Here is a 16,880-nt window from a genome sequence, read left to right on the forward strand (position 1 = left end):
CATGCGCAACCACATCCTCAAAGCTGTGCAGACGCATGCTGCCGCCGAATATCCTAAGGAGTGTTGCGGCTTGGTCATCAGCAACGGCCGCAAACAGCATTACCTCCCGTGCAAAAACACCGCGACCGATCCGAACGAAGAGTTCCGCATCGAGGCGCAGGAGTACGCCGCAGCGGAAGACCAGGGCGAGGTGATCGGCATCGTCCATTCGCACCCTGACGCGACCAGCCGACCGTCACCACGCGACCTGGCCATGTGTGAAGCGACCGATCTCCCTTGGCACATCCTCAGCTGGCCGGAGGGCGATCTGCGGACCATCGTCCCCACCGGTAATACGCTGCTGCTTGGCCGTCCGTTTGTGCACGGTGCCTGGGACTGCTGGCAGGTCTGCGCGGATTGGTACAAGCGCGAATGGGGAATTGAGTTTCAAACCTTCCAGCGCGCTGACGGTTGGTGGGAGCGGGCCGAAGGGCCAAGCCTGTATGAACAGGCCTACGCGGCGGCGGGCTTCGAGCGGGTGAGCAGCCCGCAGCGTGGCGACATGATCGTTATGGAAGTAGGGCGGACCAAGCATCCGAACCATGCGGGGATCTATCTTGGCGCCGATCCAGCGCTCCCCGGCGAAGCGGCGGGTGTGCATGGCGCCGGGCCGTTTTTGCTTCACCACCTGTATGGCAGGCTGTCAGAGATCATTGTTTTTGGTGGGCCTTGGGATGAGCGGGTGCGCTTGGTGCTGAGGTGTAGAGACCCAACACCGTCCACCTTGATGCCGCGGGCGAGAGCCTAGTTCTGGAACACTTCCCCGCGCGTCAATGTCTCATACGTGGTGACCAACGCCACTGTGGCTGCATTAAACCCAGATCGTCGGCTATTGGCATGGGGCAAGTTAGTGACAAAGGACTACGCTCTCACCACTCGAGCAAGCCAGGTAATCGGTAATGGAAGACGCCACCAGCCAGCTTCTACCAATATTGCAGGCATTGCTACCTGGCTTTGTCACGATGATTATTTTTCACTGGCTATCAACGGTGCCAAAGCCTGGCCAATTTGAGCAGGTCATTCAGGCCCTGATTTGCGCCGCTGCCGTTAAGGCTTGTCTGTTTGGAGCGAAGGTCTCCGCGTTATGGGCCGGTCAATGGCTCGTTCTTGGAAGCTGGGTCGAGGATGAGTGGCACGATGCTGCTAGGATGACGCTCTGTGCCGCAATGCTAGGGTTCGCGATAGCTTATTTTGCCAATAATAATACGCTTAACGATATAGCCAACCTGCTTGGAGTTGGAAAACGAGGCAAGGTTTCGATACCTGAGTGGGACGTGTTCGTGCTTAGCTTTCGAAACGATCCGGAGCTCAGGATCGTGCTTAATTTGCTGGATGGGCGCAGACTGAGGGGGTATCCGAGGTTGTGGCCTGCCAATCCCACCGGACATTTTCTAATAGAGTTGCCGAGCTGGGCGGGGGATGAAAAAACTCTCTCCGGCGCGGGAGTAGAATTTATAATGATCGCTAATGTAGATGTCCTATGGGTTGAAATCCTCGAAAAACCGGAGGTCACCAGATGAACAACGACCGTGACAGGACGCAAGGCATATTCGAAAAGAAGTCCGACAGAAATGGAATGAACATAGGCCCGCCACCTGCGAAGCATCGGCCAGACTGGGAAGGGGATGAGCATCGACAGCATCCCGGTGATCAGGTCCCTGAGCGTTCGCATTCAGATTAGAAAGAGTGCAGCTTCGGGCCATTGGTCAAAGGCCCAGCCCTGTGCTGGGCTTTCTGCGTCAGTGGCAAGTTAACGTGCAATACAGGCAGGCTCGATCGGTTTGATCAGGCACTCGACTGATATCTCAAACGTTCTGTGTAGCTTCCAGAAATCGCGACAACCAGCCGGTAGATTTCCCTTCAATGTTGAACACCCCACGGCGACTCTTGAGGCTACCCGCGCTGCTGTACAGCGCCTTGATATCGCTGGGGCTGGTCCTCAGAGGAGCCTGGGCTCTTGAGTCCTTAGCGTCATGCAACCAGTCGTTGCACTGCTACAGCGATTTCTTCCCCGTGCTCTTGCTCGGCCTTACGGAGTTCGTAAGCGGTCTGCAGGTTTAGCCAAAACTCCGGCGTAGTGTCCAGGCAAGCAGCAAGCCGCAAAGCCATGTCCGCCGATACGCCAGCGCGCTCGAGGAGAATGTTGTTAACGGTTGGCGCCGCAACGTTAAGTGCGCGGGCCAGGCCTGCAGCGCTGAACCCCAGTTCTTTCTGGTAATCCTCGCGAAGCACTTCCCCGGGATGAACGGGACGCATGCCATTCTTGAACATGATGCACCTCAATGGTAATCGACAATTTCAACGTTTTCGGGGCCGTTCTCGGTCCACACAAAGCACACACGCCACTGATCATTGATGCTGATGCTGTGTTGGCCGTCGCGGTCTCTTTCGAGTGCGTGTAGGCGATTGCCAGGTGGTGAGCGAAGGTCCCTCAACTCATTGGCGGCATCCAGTGCTGCCAGCTTTCGTTCTGCTACCGACTTGATGTCGGACCAGCGCCGGGTTTTTCCTGTGGTAAACAGCGCTTCGGTGTCGGCGCAGGCAAAACTTCGAATCATGAGCTTGAACGCTTAACGTTATTCGTTAAGGTGGAAGTATACATTGATCGCTGCGCCCTTCAACTGTTCGTTGGATGGTTGATGGGGCTGCCTCCGCGGCATGCTGGATGAATTGCAGCTGTAGGAATTAGTCGTAGAACACGGTTTTTGTGGCTTTACGCGAAGTGCTGGCTCTTTGTCTCTCTACAGTGAGCGCGTAAAATTCGAGCTCGGAATCAGAAAGCAACGGAGCTGCAGAATGCGTTTAGTCCCGCTCAAAGCCTCAGTGCTGGCGTGCGTCACGCTAGCCACAACTGGGTGCGCAAGCATCATCAGTGAGTCGAAATACCCTGTCGCCATCCACTCCAGCCCGCCTGGAGCGTCGTATAACATCATGAATCAAAGTGGCGCCCAAATTCACTCCGGGCAGACGCCTGACCAAATCACACTCGAGTCGGGAGCAGGCTATTTTGAAGGCGAAGCCTACACCGTTACCTATCGCAAAGATGGCTACTTACCGAGCACGCAGACACTGAATTCAGGGATCGACGGTTGGTACTGGGGCAATATCGTTTTGGGGGGCTTGATCGGGATGCTGATTGTCGACCCAGCGACCGGCGCCATGTTCTCGCTACCAGAGCGGATCAGTACGGAGCTGACTCCGGCGCCGGTTGAGTCATAATCCATGAAATCACGAACGTTTACCGAGTAATCGCGAGATCGGAAGCGACTCTTTTGGCTCGCAACCTTTCCCGTTTTCAACCGCCTCCGGGCGGTTTTTTTTGCCTGGAGAAATCATGCGCACTGCACTGACTCAAGATTCACTAATGACTACCATTTTTCTTTCCGGATCACTGGCGAGGAAATTCGGGCGAGTTCATCAGCTGCTCATCGAATCAGGCCAGGTTTGGGAAGCCTTCAGAGCGTTGAAGGCCACGCTGCAGGGGTTCGACGCCGAAATCAAACGGCTGGACAGGCTCGGCATGCGTTTCGCCATTTTCAGGAACAGGGCTAACCAAGCGCCCGACGTTTTCGGAATGGTGGGGACACGAGAGCTTCGGATCGTACCGGTAGTCGAAGGCAGCAAGAGGGCTGGGGCGCTGCAGACAATCATGGGTGTGGTGCTCATCGTTGTCGGACTTGTCATCACTGGTGGCACCTTCGGCGCGGGCGCTCCATTTGGTTCGGCGCTGATTACGTTGGGCGCTTCACTCGTGGCAGGCGGCGTCATTCAAATGCTAAGCCCCCAGTCTTCTGGACTGAAACAAAGCGCCTCGCCGGAAAACCTACCGTCTTACGCCTTCGGCAGCGCCCGAAACACGACTGCCAGCGGCAACCCAGTCCCGATCTGTGTCGGCCGCCGGCGCTGGGGTGGGGCGATTATCTCGGCCTCGATTTATGCAGAAGATAAGGCCTGAACAGACTTGATCATTGGCATTGCTGTATTGCATCTTCGCCTTGTTTATAGGCGTCGGATAAGTCGCTCCGTGTCCCTCCTCCATACAGATATTTTATTTTTGCGCAGTTTAGGATTCGCCATGCATTTGTATAAGAGCTGGCTTTTTCTTGTGCACGGAGAAAAGTTACAGCACCAGTAGCTATCGCACTTAAAATCCCAATTGTCTCTCGGTAATCACTGAAGTAGCTGGAGTAGATGCCGCCTGCTTTGGGCTCCGCAGCGAGAACCAGTGCAAGAGTCATTGCGAGCAGTCCTAGGAAATAATGAAAGACGTACCACCGTTTAAAATATGAAAGCCAAACTCTGAGCATCACATTTATTTCTTCTGGGACGACTCTTTCTAAGTTCGCTGGATTCGTACCGGTCGATTCAGTAACGCTATATCCGTGAACGTCAGGCAGATTCTGGGTGGAGTCAGTATCCATGGTTGCAAAGTCCTCGCTTAGGTTTATGTCCGACGACGCACAACCGGAAGTCTCGTGTCAAATAAAGACGACTTTTCTCAGAATATCCATTCAATGCATTTGGTGAATCATGGGCGCAGTCAAAAAACTCGATATCCACGGCGCCAAAGGCGGCAGTACCACCCCAAAATCACCCACCGAAGCCACCGACAGCCTGCGCTCAACCAACCTGGCCAAAATCCTGATCGCGGTCGGCGAGGGTGAGTTCGACGGCTCGCCGACGGCTGCGGATATCTACCTGGACAACACGCCGATCAACGATGCCAGTGGGAATGTGAATTTCCCGAGTGTGAAATGGGAGTGGCGCACCGGCGCGGTCGATCAGCCGCATATCCCAGGTATCCCGGCGGTGGAGAATGAGACCAGCGTCAACGTCGAGTTGCGAAGTGACACGCCCTGGGTTCGTTCGTTGAATAACACCCAGCTGTCCGCGCTGCGCGTGCGTTTCGCTTGGCCGGCGCTGCAGCAGCAGGATGAGCAGGGGAACGTCGGTGGTCATCGCATCGAGTACGCGATCGACCTGTCTACCGATGGCGGTCCGTACCGGCAGGTGCTGATCGAGGCGGTAGACGGCAAAACGACTACGCGTTACGAGCGTTCGCGGCGTATTGATTTGCCGAGCGCTGAGTCTGGCTGGCAGATCCGCGTGCGGCGCATTACACCCAACCAGAACACCAACAAGATCGCCGACGCGATGCTCATTGCCGGCTACACCGAAGTCATCGATGCGAAGCTGCGCTACCCGAACACGGCGCTGCTATACGTGGAGTTCGATGCCGAACAGTTCACCAACATCCCTGCGGTAACCGTCGAATGCAACGGCCGAAAATGGCAGGTGCCCAGCAACTACGATCCGGTTAATCGAACATACCTTGGCATCTGGGATGGCACCTTCAAGCTCGCCTGGACCAATAATCCTGCGTGGATCACTTACGGGATCTGCACGGTCGACCGCTTCGGACTGGGCAAGCGCATCAAGCCATTCATGGTGGACAAATGGGAACTCTACCGGATCGCCCAGTATTGCGATCAGGGAGTACCGGACGGTATGGGCGGCGAGGAACCTCGGTTTCTGTGCGACATGAACCTGCAGGCCAAGTCAGATGCCTGGACTTTGCTGCGCGACATCTCGGCGATCTATCGCGGGATGACCTACTGGGCCCAAGGCCAGCTGGTGATGCAGGCCGACATGCCGCGCGCGCAGGATTTCGATTACGTCTTCACCCGGGCCAACGTCATCGATGGCAAGTTCTCGTATGGCAGCGCCTCCGCGACCACTCGCTACACCCGGGCGGTCGTCAGCTATGACAACCCGGCGAACAACTACGACACCGACGTCACCACCTTCGCTGATATTCCTCTGCAGCGGCGGTTTGGTGACCGGCCGGTGGAGATAAGCGCGATCGGCTGCACCCGCGCGTCGGAGGCGCAGCGGCGTGGCAAATGGGCGGTGATGAGCAACAACCAGGACCGAACGGTTTCCTTTAAAACGGGGATGGAGGGCGTCATCCCGCTGCCTGGGTACATCATCCCAGTGGCCGATTCGCTGTTGGCCGGGCGCGAGATGGGAGGGCGCATTTCAACCTGCGCCGGTCGCGTCGTGACATTGGACCGCAACACCGACGCCAAGGCCGGAGACCGGCTGATCATCAACTTGCCCAGTGGCAAAGCGGAGGCTCGCACTGTGCGCTCAGTGGCTGGACGTGCGATCACAGTCACCGCCCCGTACAGCGAGCCTCCGGCTCCGCAACTGCAGTGGGCGCTCGATGCCGATGATCTCGCCGTGCCGCTCTACCGAGTGTTGAGCACCAAGCGCACTGTCGAAGGCGACTATGAAATCTCGGCGTTGCAGTATGAGCCGCACAAGTTTGCCTACATCGATACCGGGGCGCGGCTGGAAGAGCGGCCGATCAGCGTCATTCCTATTACCGTGGTCGCGGCGCCAGCGAGCGTCGCCTTGTCGTCCAGTACGGCAATCGCTCAAGGCTTGGCAGTGACCACGCTGACGATCACCTGGCCCGCCGTCAGCGGCGCTGTTGCGTATGACGTGGAGTGGCGCAAAGACAACGGCAACTGGATCAAGGTGCAACGCACCGGCGCGACCAGCGTCGACATTGTTGGCATCTATGCGGGTGCGTACCTGGCTCGGGTGCGTGCAATCAGCGCGTTCGATATCTCATCGATCTGGCGCACCTCGCCGCTGACTCGACTCAGCGGAAAGGAAGGCCTGCCACCAGCGGTGACATCGCTGACGGCTACGTCATTGGTCTATGGCATCTCGCTGGCGTGGACGTTTCCGGCCGGTGCCGAAGACACCCAGCGCACGGAAATATGGTCCAGCAAAACGCCAGCTTTTGACGACGCTACCAAGTTTGGCGATTTTGCTTATCCGCAGGCCAGGACCGAACTGCACAACATCCTGGCGGGTGCCACGTTCTACTTCTGGGCGCGGCTGGTGGATCGTACCGGGAACATAGGTCCCTGGTATCCCGAAGGCATGGGACTGCGGGGCCAGGCCAGCGCCGATCAGTCGGAGTACGAGGAGTATTTCGCGGGGCAGATTGGCGAGTCTGCGCTGGGTCAGCACCTCAATGACCGCATCGATCTCATTGATGGTCCGGCCGATCTCCCAGGGTCGGTGAACGGCCGCATCGAGCATGTCACCGGCGAGGTTGAGGCCATCGCAGAGCGGGTGGACGGCGTCTTCGCTGAGCTCAAACCGCCGCTCGCGGGCGATGAAGGCGGCAATGCAGGCGATGCCACCCGCTTCGTCGGGGTCTGGTCTGAGCAATCCGCCCGGATCGAGGACGGCATCGCCATTGGTAAACGCGTCGACAATGTGCAGGTGAAGGTCGACGATACCAGCGCGGCGGTACAGCAGGTCAGCCAAGCCGTGGTTGACCTGGAAGGCAAGGCGTCCGCGATGTGGTCCGTGAAGTTGCAATTGAATCAGCAGGGACAGTACGTCGCCGCCGGCATCGGCTTGAGCATCGAGAATACTGACGCCGGGCTGCAGAGCCAGTTTCTGGTCAGCGCTGATCGCTTCGCTGTGGTTAACAGCCTGGATGGAGGATCGCTCATGGCGCCATTCGTGGTGCAGAACGGCCAGACCTTCATCAGCCAGGCGTTGATTGGGAACGGCTGGATCACCAACGCGATGATCGGCAATTACATTCAGTCCCACGATTACACAGCGGGTCTGCGAGGTTGGCGGCTGGACAAGGCGGGGGTGCTGGAGCTCAACGGCAGCAACGGGAATGGGCGCATGCAATTGACCAATACTGCGATCCGGTTCTATCACCCCAACGGAGTTCTGGGCGTCGACCTGAGCCTTTGAGCCACCTTGAAAACTCAACCCTCAATTGGCCCGCTTTTGCGGGTTTTTGCATTGGAGATACCCATGGCAAGGCAAGTCATCAACCTGGGCGAGACACCCAGCGGCACCGGCGGCGATACCAACCGAAGCGCCAATGTGAAGTGCAATGAGAACTTCAGCGAGCTGTACGAAAAGATGGCGCAGAAGGGCGATAACACCGACATAACGTCACTGTCTGGATTGACCACTGCGTTGAGCGTCGAGCAGGGTGGAACAGGTGCAAGTGACTCTGCGAGCGCGCGAGCCGCTCTGGCTATGGCGCAGAGCGGGGTGAACACTGACATCATCGAGCTACAGGGGTTGAAGGTGGCGCTATCGGTCAGCCAGGGTGGAACCGGTAGCACTAACCCCATTGACGCCTGCAAGGCAATAAACGCCTTGGCTTTGGGACAGGCCAACCACTCCTACGGTACCGAACTTCAGAACTCCGGGATGCCTTCGATATCGGCGATTGATGGCCAACCCTGTTCCTTGACGTTGCACAACGGGAATAACCAATACGCCTCGGCGGTGATGACTTTTCTGCGAGGCGGCCAGTTTGCCTGCCACTTTGGTTTGGACACCGATAACCAGCTAAAGGTGGGCGGGTGGTCGTTCGGCAATGCGGCGCATCGTATCTATCACGAGGGTAATACCACCCGTGCTGCTGACGGCACTCTGAAGGCGGTATAGAAATGGCGAATGCATCCATAAATGTTCTCAGCGATGGATCGCTCGGCAACGTCACCACCATCAGTGGGAAAACGGAAACGCTAGAGGTCGCCCGCACTCAGGTCGGGCGTTACGAAGTGCACGGTACGCTTGGCATGGTCCCACCCCCCTATGGCTGGGGTATTGTGGTCAACCCGGTCGACCGGATCACTGCCAGGGTTTCATATCTGGAAGACGTCCTGCTGCTTGAGACGAAAGACACGCACGGTGAACCCGCCGATATACAGAGCATGGTCACGCTGCATATCGTCCTGGAGGACCGCGTGCAGCCGACTGTACCTCCGCCCTCGGAAAAGGATCTGCTGCAGCTTGCGCGGGCGGAATATGCGCGGCTTCGCCTGATCGCGGACGAAGCGATCCAGCATCTGCAGGATCTTATTGATATAGGCGAAGGGACGGGCGACACCGTCACGCTGCTGCTCGATCACAAGCGGTACCGAGTGGCGTTGAACAAAGTGGTCGAGCAGCCAGCTTACCCGTTGGTCATCGACTGGCCACTGGTGCCGGTCACAGCCACGCCGTTGAGGTTTACGACGGCGCAGGGCGCAGATGGCGAGCCAGCGGAGGTGTAGGTAATGGCGGGATTGGTCATCCGTAATCCAGCGGGGAACGAGATCCTCAACATGACCATGAGGATCAGCCAGCACATGGGCAGCTTCGATACGGGCGGCGTGGATGGTGCTGCTGCCATCCCCAGGCCGCCGGCGGGCAAGGTGGCCTATTTCATCGTTGTTCCGCTGGTGGACCTGCAGCGTGAAAAAGGCAAACGACCCGGGGTCATGCTGTCCGGAACGACGCTGTCCTGGACGTATTCGTATTCCACCAACGGTTGGGGTTATTTCTCGGCGAACTGCCGAATCTACTACGGGTATTACTGATGGCGTCCCTCATCGTCACCAAGGCCAGCGGTGAACTTCTCTTCGACACTGCGCGGATTTGCCATGGGTTGGTCAAGAGCGGGCACATGACTTACATCGAAACCTGGCCCCGGCAGTACCTGCGTTCAGCGAACCTAGACCCAAACCACGGCGGCAACTGGAATCCGTCCTTTCGGGAAGGCGATGCGATGTACGGTTTCACCCTGGACGCCGCGGTCTCACCGATCGTGTTCATCGTCGGCAAGGGATGCCTCAACGGGACGCGGCGCTCAGGAAGCAGCATCACTTTCCTGTACACCGGCGGCGATGCCGGCACGCGGTATTACTGCTTCGATCTGATGGCTGACAACATCCCCGGCGGTCCCTACCTGAAGACCTATACCGACACCGGAGTGATCACGTTCAACTCGCTGCAGCCACCGTTGAACATCGTCGCCGCAGTACGAGCGCCACCTGCGCCCGACAACGATCGCTATGGACGCAAGGTCGTGACCTATCTCGGCGGCCGGCACGAAAAGATCCGCTACCAGACCGCGACCGTGGATACGCAGTTGCACTGCGTGGTCGATATCGGGCTGGGCAATGGGAACTTCGCAGCCTGTCTGCCCTGGGCGCGGACCGCCAGCCTGATCGAGACCGCGACGGTGGGGGCCGGAGGGCTGGTATCCCAGTACAGCGTTTCGGAAGGCGTGTACGGCCGTGCTGGCGGCATCAGTTTTATGTTTGCACCGGCCGGCGCGAGCCCTGAAGCGTTTCCCGGCGGCACGGCTTACAGCATACCGGCGTCCTATCAGAATTTGCCTGCCGATCGGCTGCCCGAAGCTTTGGTCATCTCAACCAGTCACCTGCCATTTCCCTACCGCTAAACCCTCAAACACCAACCGACCCGCTTATGGCGGGTTTTTGCATTGGAGATACCCATGGCAAGGCAAGTCATCAACCTGGGCGAGATACCCAGCGGCACCGGAGGCGATACCAACCGAAGCGCCAATGTGAAGTGCAATGAGAACTTCACCGAACTCTACGAAAAGATGGCCGAGAAGGGCGCCAACAACGACATCACCTCGCTGTCTGGATTGACTACGGCTCTCAGCGTAGCGCAGGGGGGCACCGGCGTTTCGTCGATGGCGAACCTGCTCGCGGCGCTGAATGCCGTCGGGAACTACTCACGAGCGAATATCGTGGGCACCGTTTCGGACGTTGGCGGAATTCCAAACGGCGCAATCCTTGAGAGTGGCATCCTCAACGGTTGTTATTACGAGAAGCGCGCCGACGGGTCGCTCACCCAAAGAAAGCAAGTCACGATCGGCGGCGGCACCGCTGCGAGCGGGAACATATTCAAAAGCTTGAACCAGGACATGGGCGCATTCGCCTATCAGTTCGTAGGCGACTACGAAATGTTCGGCTACGGCATTTCCGAGTCGGCCGGGGGCGGTTGGGCAGGGCAGCAGTTGTTCGGCAGCGCGCTGGCCTGGGGTACATGGGCGTGTTACCACCAGCTGGCGGCGGGCGGCAATATGATAATCGCGCTTGTCGCGCACGGAAGGTGGAAGGCATGAACATCACGGTTTACGGGCAGCGGCATGACGATCAGCAGTTCGAGATTACGAAAGATGGCGAAACGCTGATCATCAATGACGAGCGCTTCGACCTTTCTCCGCTACTCGAAGGGGCTTCGATTGTGGGAAGTGCAGTTCAATCGAAGTGGTTTTCACTGGGCAAGATCATCAGGAAGAAGGGGGTGATCTCGCTGTCTCTGCTCTATCCGGTTCCGGCAAATTTCAGTCCAGAGCAGGCGACTCCCAAGTTGCTCGAAAACATTCCGGACGGGCCGGTCGAACTTCCAAAACCATTGCCTGATCCAGCGCCCGTCAATGAGTCAGCGCTGCAACAGGAGGCGCCAGAATGACCAACATCGACTGGTCGAAAATGATCACCAGGGAGATGAAGGATGCCGCCGCGGCTGCGCTCGTATTGCTGGCTGCAAAATCTGACCTGGTGAAGCGCAACGCTGCAGCCGCTGTGCAAATCGCCCGCATTCAGGACCGCATCGACACCCTGGGCTACGGCGTGGATGCTGGCGAGACCACCGCAGAGGATGAGACCGAACTCGCTGCCCTGACCATCAGCATCAAAGCGTGGAAGGCTTACAAGTTCGCGCTGGGCAAGGTCGCTACGCAGGCGAGTTGGCCAGCAGCGCCGGGCTGGCCGACCACCCCGGCAATCCCAGACATTGCCGCGGACCCCTCCGTGCCTGCGCCTGAACTTGCCTGAGGTTAAATCGTTGCGAGACCGGTAGCGCTCAGAAAATTCGAATTTCGGAGATGCCAGATGCGCGTGAGGTTAAACGCTTTAGGGCCCTGGAGACACGGACGCACTCATTGTCGCCCCGGGTAGCCACTGGGTGATTGATGGGTTGGTGTCACCCGCAGCAACCCAGCTGGCAGGAGTGTCCGGGGCGCGTAGGTATAGCAGTGGAATACCTGGAGCTGCTGTCGGTGCCAATTTGGAGGCTTGGCCAGTCACTTTTATTGTCAGCTGCAGTCATCGAGAGTAGTAATATTAGCCTTTGGCCGCCTTGGCCCTCGCAGGGATACATGACAATGAAGCTTATTACTTCGATAGGGATCGTCGTTGCGATTGCTTCGTTGACCGGGTGTACATCCGCGCAGATGGTGTCGTCGCCCAATTCAGGCTCGGCGTACGCTCCAGTCAATGAGTCTTCGCGTCCCGGTATCGTCAAATATCTGAATGATGGCGCTGACTTTGTCCGAAAGCAGCGTCGCGACGATGCTTACAAGCAGATGCACGATGCATGCACTGGCCCTTACAGGATCAACGCTGAGGGCTCCTCAGCCGAAGGCGGGGCGGTAATAAACTCTGGCCAGAACTCCTATTTTGCACAATCAAATTACTGGTACATCGAGTTTACTTGCGTCCACTAACACATAAGGCAACGTTCAGCTGTATCTACGGCTTAGGCAGTCTTTGTTCATGGGGAGGAAGGCTTGTCCCGACCGGAGTGCGCGTTAGCAGCACCTTAGCCCTTTTAACTTATGCAAACTCAATCAGATTGTTTTCTACGGACCTGAATATTGCCAAGCTGGTACTGCTGGTAACCGGTGTAGGGAATGACAAGGGTGTCGGCGATGCCGGAAAGCACCAGGTCGAAGGCGGCTGCTGATGCGGCAGACTCGTCGGCATGCCTCTCAGGGCCGTTCAGGGTGCAGAACTCATAGGCTAGGCCACTGTAGACGCGGGGAATGGTCTGGCAATTCGAATGCCAGCTGGCGAGTTCGTTGGCGGCACCTTTCTCATTGGACAGCGTTACGATGGTGCCACAGCCTGAAATTGCTGAAACGAGACAGCCCGCAATCCATATCTTCATTTCTAACTCCCTGTAGTGATGCCCCAATCATAACCTGCTGATCAACCAGCCCGCCAAGTGCGGGCTTTTATATGCCTGGAGAAAAGTCATGGCTCGAATTTCTGAGCAAGCCGCCGGCGGGCGAAATGTTCTGGCATTCCTCGACATGCTGGCGTTCAGTGAAGGCACCGAGACCAGTCGCTACACACGAGACGTTGGCTACGACATCATCGTTGGCGGCATCGACAGCCCGAACGTATTCACCAGTTACGCGGATCACCCTGGTGTGCTGGTGACCGTCAACCACAGAGGGCTGAAGTCGACGGCGGCGGGGCGCTATCAGCTGCTGCAGCGCTGGTGGACGGCGTATCGGAATTTGCTCGCGCTGAAGGATTTCTCCCCGGTCAGCCAAGACATAGTTGCCATTCAGCAAATCCGCGAGCGTGGTGCATTGCCGAACATTGTGGGCGGCCACATCACCGACGCGATCGACAAGGTATCCAATATCTGGGCGAGTCTACCCGGTGCCGGGTATGGCCAACGAGAGCACAAGCTTGAAGATCTCATCGCGTGGTACATCGCCGCAGGCGGAAAGGTCGCGTGACGGCCGTGCGCTTGAAGCTGCTGGCCAACGGACTGGCGGCGGTTTCCCTGATGGGGATCGGGTTTGCTGCAGCGTGGTGCTGGCAGGCCAACGCCTACGGCACTGTCATTGCTACGAATGAAGCGAACCGCCATGCGGACCTGACCATGATCGCAAATGCCGCCGCGACACAGGCACGCCAGGCCTTGGCCAAACAGCAAGAGGCTGAATCACGAGCAGCTGCAAGCGATGCCAGGTACACGAGGGAGAAAGCCGATGATATGGCGACAAACGAATATCTACGCCGCGCTGTTGCTGACGGTAATCGCCGGCTGCGCATCGCGGGAAGTTGTAGTCCCGGTGGCGGGAACGTGTCTGGTACCACCAGCGCCGCCGGCCTGGGTGATGCGGGCTCCGTCGAACTCGCTGCAGCTGTTGGACGCAACATTTTCGATATCCGAGCCGGAATCATCGCCGACCAAGCAGCGCTGAAGGCCGCCCAGTCGTATATCAGGGATGTCTGTAGATGACTGCATTACTTGTCTCTGAGTGATGCGTCTCCCTGCGTCCTCCAGAAATCCCGCCAGTGCAACCTGAGACAGAAAGCAATCTGTTGATCTCCACGAAGCCGGCCCGCAACAAGCCCCAGGGCAGGGCTTGCGCTTCATGCAAAAAGCAAAGTGAATCCAGCGTCTTTTCACCTCTCTGCATAAGGCTGCTCACACTATGAACCATTCTCCCATCATTCCCTGGATGGGCGGCAAACGCCGCCTTGCTGATCGCCTGATCCCGCTGTTCCCGCCACACGAATGCTACGTGGAGCTCTTCGCCGGAGGTGCGGCGCTATTTTTCATGCGACCACAGCCGGCGAAAGTCGAGGTTCTGAATGACATCAACGGCGAGCTGGTGAACCTGTACCGCGTGGTGCAAAACCATCTCGAAGAATTCATCCGCCAGTTCAAATGGGCGCTCAGCTCGAGGCAGATTTTCGAATGGCAGAAAATGACACGGCCGGAGACACTGACCGACATCCAGCGCGCATCGCGCTTTTTCTATCTTCAGCTTCACGCCTTCGGTGGCAAGGTTTCGGGGCAAACCTTCGGCACGGCCACAACCACCCCGGCGATCAACCTGCTGCGGATCGAGGAAAACCTCTCGGCGGCGTGGCAGCGCCTCTCTGGCACCTACGTGGAAAACCTGCCCTGGCTGGAATGTGCCGAGCGCTACGACCGTGCTCACACATTCCACTACATGGATCCGCCCTACTGGAACACCGCAGGGTATGGCGTCGATTTTGGGTTTGATAACTACGACCGCATCGCCGATTTCATGCGGGGGTGCAAGGGCAGGGTGATGGTCAGCATCAATGATCATCCAGATATACGCAGAGTGTTCCGGGGTTTCCATCAGAAGGAAATAAAGATTCGGTACAGCACCGCGAATCGCCGGCAAGGGGCATCCGACGAATCGAGTGAACTGGTGATAACGAATTGGGAGGAGGGAGCATTGGGAGGGCTGTTTTGATAGCTAGGCGGCCCAAATTTCACGACTCGCTTTTTTCACCTCTGGCCTTGAACACCTGCGTTTGATCGTGGGCCCGGAAGATTTGTTTGGGTATTTACAGAGCCCGTTGCTCGATACCGATGGTTCACGGCATAGGAGTTAATGTCCAGAGCGGACACGCACCAAGCCACGGGCCGGGATTTGAACTTGGTTGTGGGCAAGAAGCACAACGCAGCCGTAGGTGGCGTTATGGAAGAACGGATCGCTGGGCTACGAAAGAGCGCGGCTGAGCCAGTCAGCGTCTCCAGCGCCGAAAACTTGTCTGGTAACGGAAAGCGTCAACGTTCTACGAGTCTTTAGTGATCAGATTGATTGGTTCAGGACATGCACATGCACATGCACATGCAGATTGCGGCGCATGTGCATGGATCAAGCCTACCACCGACGACTGCAGCGCCGTTTGCTGCAGATGCGACAAAAGCGGTGGGGCTATCGACTGAATTATTCATCGTTAGTTTATGATATGTTTACGGTAGAGAAAGGATGATTTGATTACGTCATTTTTTCTTTAGGCTAAACCAACAGCTATCAAATCTAATTCCGGGAGCGATTTAATGCATGCATTGGCGGTTAAGAGTAACTGCGGAAAAATTCGAAGTATTGCTGAACGTTCTGCAGATACCGGCGACAATATTGTGGAGTCCCATTTTGGAACTAGCGGTTCCATTTCGCTTGATCGCGGCTTAAAGGCGGAATTTGATGATTTGGTAAAGAAATTTATCAAAGATGCGCATTGCGAAAATACCTACTCTTATAGGGCGGTGCGAAAAGAATTATTGGTCATTGCTTCATCGATAACTCAGTTGGACGATCAGGCCGCAGAAATCAAGCTGGCGGAGTTTGCTTCGCTTGCTTCAGAATATAACACCCTGCAGCATGTTTATCAGGTTGTGCAGGGTGTAAAACTAAGGAATTCAAACTTGCACGCCCACGGTGTAAACGTTTTCCATTGCGGTGAGAGCGCATTTGCTGAAATTTTGGTGAAAGGGAATATTGATATTCAGCCTGATAAAGTGGGTCAGTACGAGAATTATGTTGCTGAAAGAAAATCTGAGCTGTTGCATAAAGTGGTAATGTCCTACGAAGTACGCGCAGAACCCATAAGAGCTCGAGAGCTGGCTTTCGAAGCATTCAGCAAGATCGTGGATGTCCTCAGATATGCGGGACAGTCAATCGAAAGTGGGCGAAAGCTTGATATCCGACTTTCGTCGGCGACAGATCGACAGGATATTCTGGTAGTCAGTGATGGCAATATAACTCAGTACATGGAAGGCGCAGAGAGCTTTATTATAGATGGCGAAGCGGTTAGGCTCATGAACGAGTTAGAGTGTCCTAAAATCTATTCTCTGCAGGAGAAACCGGCAGGGAAGCTTTCTGACCTTGAAGAAAGAGTGCTACGGGCCATAAAGTGGTTCTCTTCAGCGGTTGCGCAGCAGCATGATCACGTAGCGTACCTGCACTTGGTTCTTGCATTGGAATCTCTGTTTACATCTGACGACAAAGCGCAGCCTATATCTGCAACTATATCCGATGCGGTAGCTTTTTTGCTGTCAGATAGGGCAGCGTCCAGACTGGATCTTAAGGCTAAAGTGACCAGTATTTATGGCAAGAGAAGCAGTATTGCTCATGGATCTTCTCATGCCGTTGATTCTGAGGAGTTGAATTACCTAGCCGGGTTAGTCCAAGTGGTCGTTCGCAGTGTTATCGGCAAGCTTAGTGAAGTCTCTACTAGAGACCAACTATCTGCGAAGATAGCTGAGCTAAAATTCTTTGGTTTAGGCGATATGGGACAATAGCTTAAATATTCATTAAAGATTAAACGCTCTATCGGAGCGTTTTCAAAAGCTCGTCATCCATCCGGCTCCGGGAGTTGGTCAATGCCCAAGACATATAGAGCAACCGC

The 16,880-nt window shown here is 56.5% G+C and carries 20 protein-coding genes; 16 read left to right on the forward strand and 4 right to left on the reverse strand.

Annotated features, from left to right (window positions below):
* Position 1: 1 nt before the first annotated feature.
* Positions 2–787 carry a C40 family peptidase gene (locus ACI2KS_RS10725; RefSeq protein WP_404619884.1) on the forward strand — a complete coding sequence of 262 codons (786 nt, stop codon included), beginning with the start codon at positions 2–4 and terminating at the stop codon, positions 785–787.
* A gap of 151 nt (positions 788–938) precedes the next feature.
* Positions 939–1,559 (forward strand): DUF6338 family protein, encoded by a 621-nt coding sequence (locus ACI2KS_RS10730; protein WP_404619886.1) that lies wholly within the window; start codon positions 939–941, stop codon positions 1,557–1,559.
* A gap of 451 nt (positions 1,560–2,010) precedes the next feature.
* On the opposite strand, the gene ACI2KS_RS10735 is transcribed toward ACI2KS_RS10730, so the two are convergent.
* Together ACI2KS_RS10735 and ACI2KS_RS10740 are read right to left on the reverse strand one after the other, a co-directional pair.
* Positions 2,011–2,310 carry a HigA family addiction module antitoxin gene (locus tag ACI2KS_RS10735; protein WP_404619888.1) on the reverse strand — a complete coding sequence of 100 codons (300 nt, stop codon included), beginning with the start codon at positions 2,308–2,310 and terminating at the stop codon, positions 2,011–2,013.
* Positions 2,311–2,318: 8 nt separating this feature from the next.
* Entirely contained in the window at positions 2,319–2,597 is a 279-nt protein-coding gene (locus ACI2KS_RS10740) for a type II toxin-antitoxin system RelE/ParE family toxin (protein WP_404619890.1), read from the reverse strand.
* A 238-nt stretch (positions 2,598–2,835) separates the two neighbouring features.
* Between ACI2KS_RS10740 and ACI2KS_RS10745 the strand changes: the two genes are divergently transcribed.
* Together ACI2KS_RS10745 and ACI2KS_RS10750 are read left to right on the forward strand one after the other, a co-directional pair.
* Positions 2,836–3,258, forward strand: a complete 423-nt coding sequence (locus ACI2KS_RS10745) for a hypothetical protein (RefSeq protein WP_404619891.1) — start codon at positions 2,836–2,838, stop codon at positions 3,256–3,258.
* A 115-nt stretch (positions 3,259–3,373) separates the two neighbouring features.
* Positions 3,374–3,994 carry a tail assembly protein gene (locus tag ACI2KS_RS10750; protein WP_404619893.1) on the forward strand — a complete coding sequence of 207 codons (621 nt, stop codon included), beginning with the start codon at positions 3,374–3,376 and terminating at the stop codon, positions 3,992–3,994.
* Positions 3,995–4,004: 10 nt separating this feature from the next.
* Here the strand turns inward: ACI2KS_RS10750 and ACI2KS_RS10755 are convergent, their stop codons facing one another.
* Complete coding sequence (locus ACI2KS_RS10755) at positions 4,005–4,460, reverse strand: hypothetical protein (protein ID WP_404619895.1); 456 nt, start codon at positions 4,458–4,460, stop codon at positions 4,005–4,007.
* A 109-nt stretch (positions 4,461–4,569) separates the two neighbouring features.
* On the opposite strand from ACI2KS_RS10755, the gene ACI2KS_RS10760 reads away from it, so the two are divergent.
* The 8 genes from ACI2KS_RS10760 (at position 4,570) to ACI2KS_RS10795 (ending at position 11,738) form a co-directional block, all read left to right on the forward strand.
* Positions 4,570–7,836: a host specificity protein J gene (locus tag ACI2KS_RS10760; protein WP_404619897.1), complete on the forward strand. Its 3,267-nt coding sequence runs from the start codon at positions 4,570–4,572 to the stop codon at positions 7,834–7,836.
* A gap of 63 nt (positions 7,837–7,899) precedes the next feature.
* The gene (locus tag ACI2KS_RS10765) at positions 7,900–8,547 is read left to right on the forward strand and encodes a hypothetical protein (protein WP_404619899.1); all 648 of its coding nucleotides are present in this window, start codon (positions 7,900–7,902) and stop codon (positions 8,545–8,547) included.
* Positions 8,548–8,549: 2 nt separating this feature from the next.
* Positions 8,550–9,158 carry a tail fiber assembly protein gene (locus ACI2KS_RS10770; RefSeq protein WP_404619901.1) on the forward strand — a complete coding sequence of 203 codons (609 nt, stop codon included), beginning with the start codon at positions 8,550–8,552 and terminating at the stop codon, positions 9,156–9,158.
* Between the two features lie 51 nt (positions 9,159–9,209).
* Positions 9,210–9,464: a hypothetical protein gene (locus tag ACI2KS_RS10775; RefSeq protein WP_404619903.1), complete on the forward strand. Its 255-nt coding sequence runs from the start codon at positions 9,210–9,212 to the stop codon at positions 9,462–9,464.
* Complete coding sequence (locus ACI2KS_RS10780) at positions 9,464–10,330, forward strand: hypothetical protein (RefSeq protein WP_404619905.1); 867 nt, start codon at positions 9,464–9,466, stop codon at positions 10,328–10,330. Before ACI2KS_RS10775 ends, ACI2KS_RS10780 begins: the two co-directional genes overlap by 1 nt.
* Before the next feature lie 54 nt (positions 10,331–10,384).
* The gene (locus tag ACI2KS_RS10785) at positions 10,385–11,023 is read left to right on the forward strand and encodes a hypothetical protein (RefSeq protein ID WP_404619907.1); all 639 of its coding nucleotides are present in this window, start codon (positions 10,385–10,387) and stop codon (positions 11,021–11,023) included.
* Positions 11,020–11,373, forward strand: coding sequence for a hypothetical protein (locus tag ACI2KS_RS10790; protein WP_404619909.1), 354 nt, complete (start codon positions 11,020–11,022; stop codon positions 11,371–11,373). Before ACI2KS_RS10785 ends, ACI2KS_RS10790 begins: the two co-directional genes overlap by 4 nt.
* The gene (locus tag ACI2KS_RS10795; protein ID WP_404619911.1) at positions 11,370–11,738 is read left to right on the forward strand and encodes a phage tail protein; all 369 of its coding nucleotides are present in this window, start codon (positions 11,370–11,372) and stop codon (positions 11,736–11,738) included. Before ACI2KS_RS10790 ends, ACI2KS_RS10795 begins: the two co-directional genes overlap by 4 nt.
* 790 nt (positions 11,739–12,528) lie before the next feature.
* On the opposite strand, the gene ACI2KS_RS10800 is transcribed toward ACI2KS_RS10795, so the two are convergent.
* Positions 12,529–12,852 carry a YceK/YidQ family lipoprotein gene (locus tag ACI2KS_RS10800; protein WP_404619913.1) on the reverse strand — a complete coding sequence of 108 codons (324 nt, stop codon included), beginning with the start codon at positions 12,850–12,852 and terminating at the stop codon, positions 12,529–12,531.
* Positions 12,853–12,940: 88 nt separating this feature from the next.
* Here ACI2KS_RS10800 and ACI2KS_RS10805 point away from each other — a divergent pair, with 88 nt between their 5' ends.
* The 4 genes from ACI2KS_RS10805 to ACI2KS_RS10820 all read left to right on the forward strand — a co-directional run bounded on the left by ACI2KS_RS10805 (position 12,941) and on the right by ACI2KS_RS10820 (position 16,773).
* Positions 12,941–13,435 carry a lysozyme gene (locus ACI2KS_RS10805; protein ID WP_404619915.1) on the forward strand — a complete coding sequence of 165 codons (495 nt, stop codon included), beginning with the start codon at positions 12,941–12,943 and terminating at the stop codon, positions 13,433–13,435.
* The gene (locus ACI2KS_RS10810; RefSeq protein WP_404619917.1) at positions 13,432–13,944 is read left to right on the forward strand and encodes a lysis protein; all 513 of its coding nucleotides are present in this window, start codon (positions 13,432–13,434) and stop codon (positions 13,942–13,944) included. The genes ACI2KS_RS10805 and ACI2KS_RS10810 overlap by 4 nt, the downstream gene beginning before the upstream one ends.
* Before the next feature lie 196 nt (positions 13,945–14,140).
* Complete coding sequence (locus ACI2KS_RS10815) at positions 14,141–14,938, forward strand: DNA adenine methylase (RefSeq protein ID WP_404619919.1); 798 nt, start codon at positions 14,141–14,143, stop codon at positions 14,936–14,938.
* 593 nt (positions 14,939–15,531) lie between these two features.
* Positions 15,532–16,773 (forward strand): hypothetical protein, encoded by a 1,242-nt coding sequence (locus ACI2KS_RS10820; RefSeq protein ID WP_404619921.1) that lies wholly within the window; start codon positions 15,532–15,534, stop codon positions 16,771–16,773.
* Positions 16,774–16,880 lie beyond the last annotated feature (107 nt).

This window comes from Pseudomonas sp. NPDC087358 (assembly GCF_044900785.1).
Taxonomy (GTDB): domain Bacteria; phylum Pseudomonadota; class Gammaproteobacteria; order Pseudomonadales; family Pseudomonadaceae; genus Aquipseudomonas.

What these genes read in the sequence shown, in the direction of transcription:
- ACI2KS_RS10725 (WP_404619884.1), top strand. Translation starts at nt 2, where the DNA reads ATGCGCAACCACATCCTCAAAGCTGTGCAGACGCATGCTGCCGCCGAA.
- ACI2KS_RS10730 (WP_404619886.1), top strand. Translation starts at nt 939, where the DNA reads ATGGAAGACGCCACCAGCCAGCTTCTACCAATATTGCAGGCATTGCTA.
- ACI2KS_RS10735 (WP_404619888.1), bottom strand. Translation starts at nt 2,310, where the DNA reads ATGTTCAAGAATGGCATGCGTCCCGTTCATCCCGGGGAAGTGCTTCGC.
- ACI2KS_RS10740 (WP_404619890.1), bottom strand. Translation starts at nt 2,597, where the DNA reads ATGATTCGAAGTTTTGCCTGCGCCGACACCGAAGCGCTGTTTACCACA.
- ACI2KS_RS10745 (WP_404619891.1), top strand. Translation starts at nt 2,836, where the DNA reads ATGCGTTTAGTCCCGCTCAAAGCCTCAGTGCTGGCGTGCGTCACGCTA.
- ACI2KS_RS10750 (WP_404619893.1), top strand. Translation starts at nt 3,374, where the DNA reads ATGCGCACTGCACTGACTCAAGATTCACTAATGACTACCATTTTTCTT.
- ACI2KS_RS10755 (WP_404619895.1), bottom strand. Translation starts at nt 4,460, where the DNA reads ATGGATACTGACTCCACCCAGAATCTGCCTGACGTTCACGGATATAGC.
- ACI2KS_RS10760 (WP_404619897.1), top strand. Translation starts at nt 4,570, where the DNA reads ATGGGCGCAGTCAAAAAACTCGATATCCACGGCGCCAAAGGCGGCAGT.
- ACI2KS_RS10765 (WP_404619899.1), top strand. Translation starts at nt 7,900, where the DNA reads ATGGCAAGGCAAGTCATCAACCTGGGCGAGACACCCAGCGGCACCGGC.
- ACI2KS_RS10770 (WP_404619901.1), top strand. Translation starts at nt 8,550, where the DNA reads ATGGCGAATGCATCCATAAATGTTCTCAGCGATGGATCGCTCGGCAAC.
- ACI2KS_RS10775 (WP_404619903.1), top strand. Translation starts at nt 9,210, where the DNA reads ATGACCATGAGGATCAGCCAGCACATGGGCAGCTTCGATACGGGCGGC.
- ACI2KS_RS10780 (WP_404619905.1), top strand. Translation starts at nt 9,464, where the DNA reads ATGGCGTCCCTCATCGTCACCAAGGCCAGCGGTGAACTTCTCTTCGAC.
- ACI2KS_RS10785 (WP_404619907.1), top strand. Translation starts at nt 10,385, where the DNA reads ATGGCAAGGCAAGTCATCAACCTGGGCGAGATACCCAGCGGCACCGGA.
- ACI2KS_RS10790 (WP_404619909.1), top strand. Translation starts at nt 11,020, where the DNA reads ATGAACATCACGGTTTACGGGCAGCGGCATGACGATCAGCAGTTCGAG.
- ACI2KS_RS10795 (WP_404619911.1), top strand. Translation starts at nt 11,370, where the DNA reads ATGACCAACATCGACTGGTCGAAAATGATCACCAGGGAGATGAAGGAT.
- ACI2KS_RS10800 (WP_404619913.1), bottom strand. Translation starts at nt 12,852, where the DNA reads ATGAAGATATGGATTGCGGGCTGTCTCGTTTCAGCAATTTCAGGCTGT.
- ACI2KS_RS10805 (WP_404619915.1), top strand. Translation starts at nt 12,941, where the DNA reads ATGGCTCGAATTTCTGAGCAAGCCGCCGGCGGGCGAAATGTTCTGGCA.
- ACI2KS_RS10815 (WP_404619919.1), top strand. Translation starts at nt 14,141, where the DNA reads ATGAACCATTCTCCCATCATTCCCTGGATGGGCGGCAAACGCCGCCTT.
- ACI2KS_RS10820 (WP_404619921.1), top strand. Translation starts at nt 15,532, where the DNA reads ATGCATGCATTGGCGGTTAAGAGTAACTGCGGAAAAATTCGAAGTATT.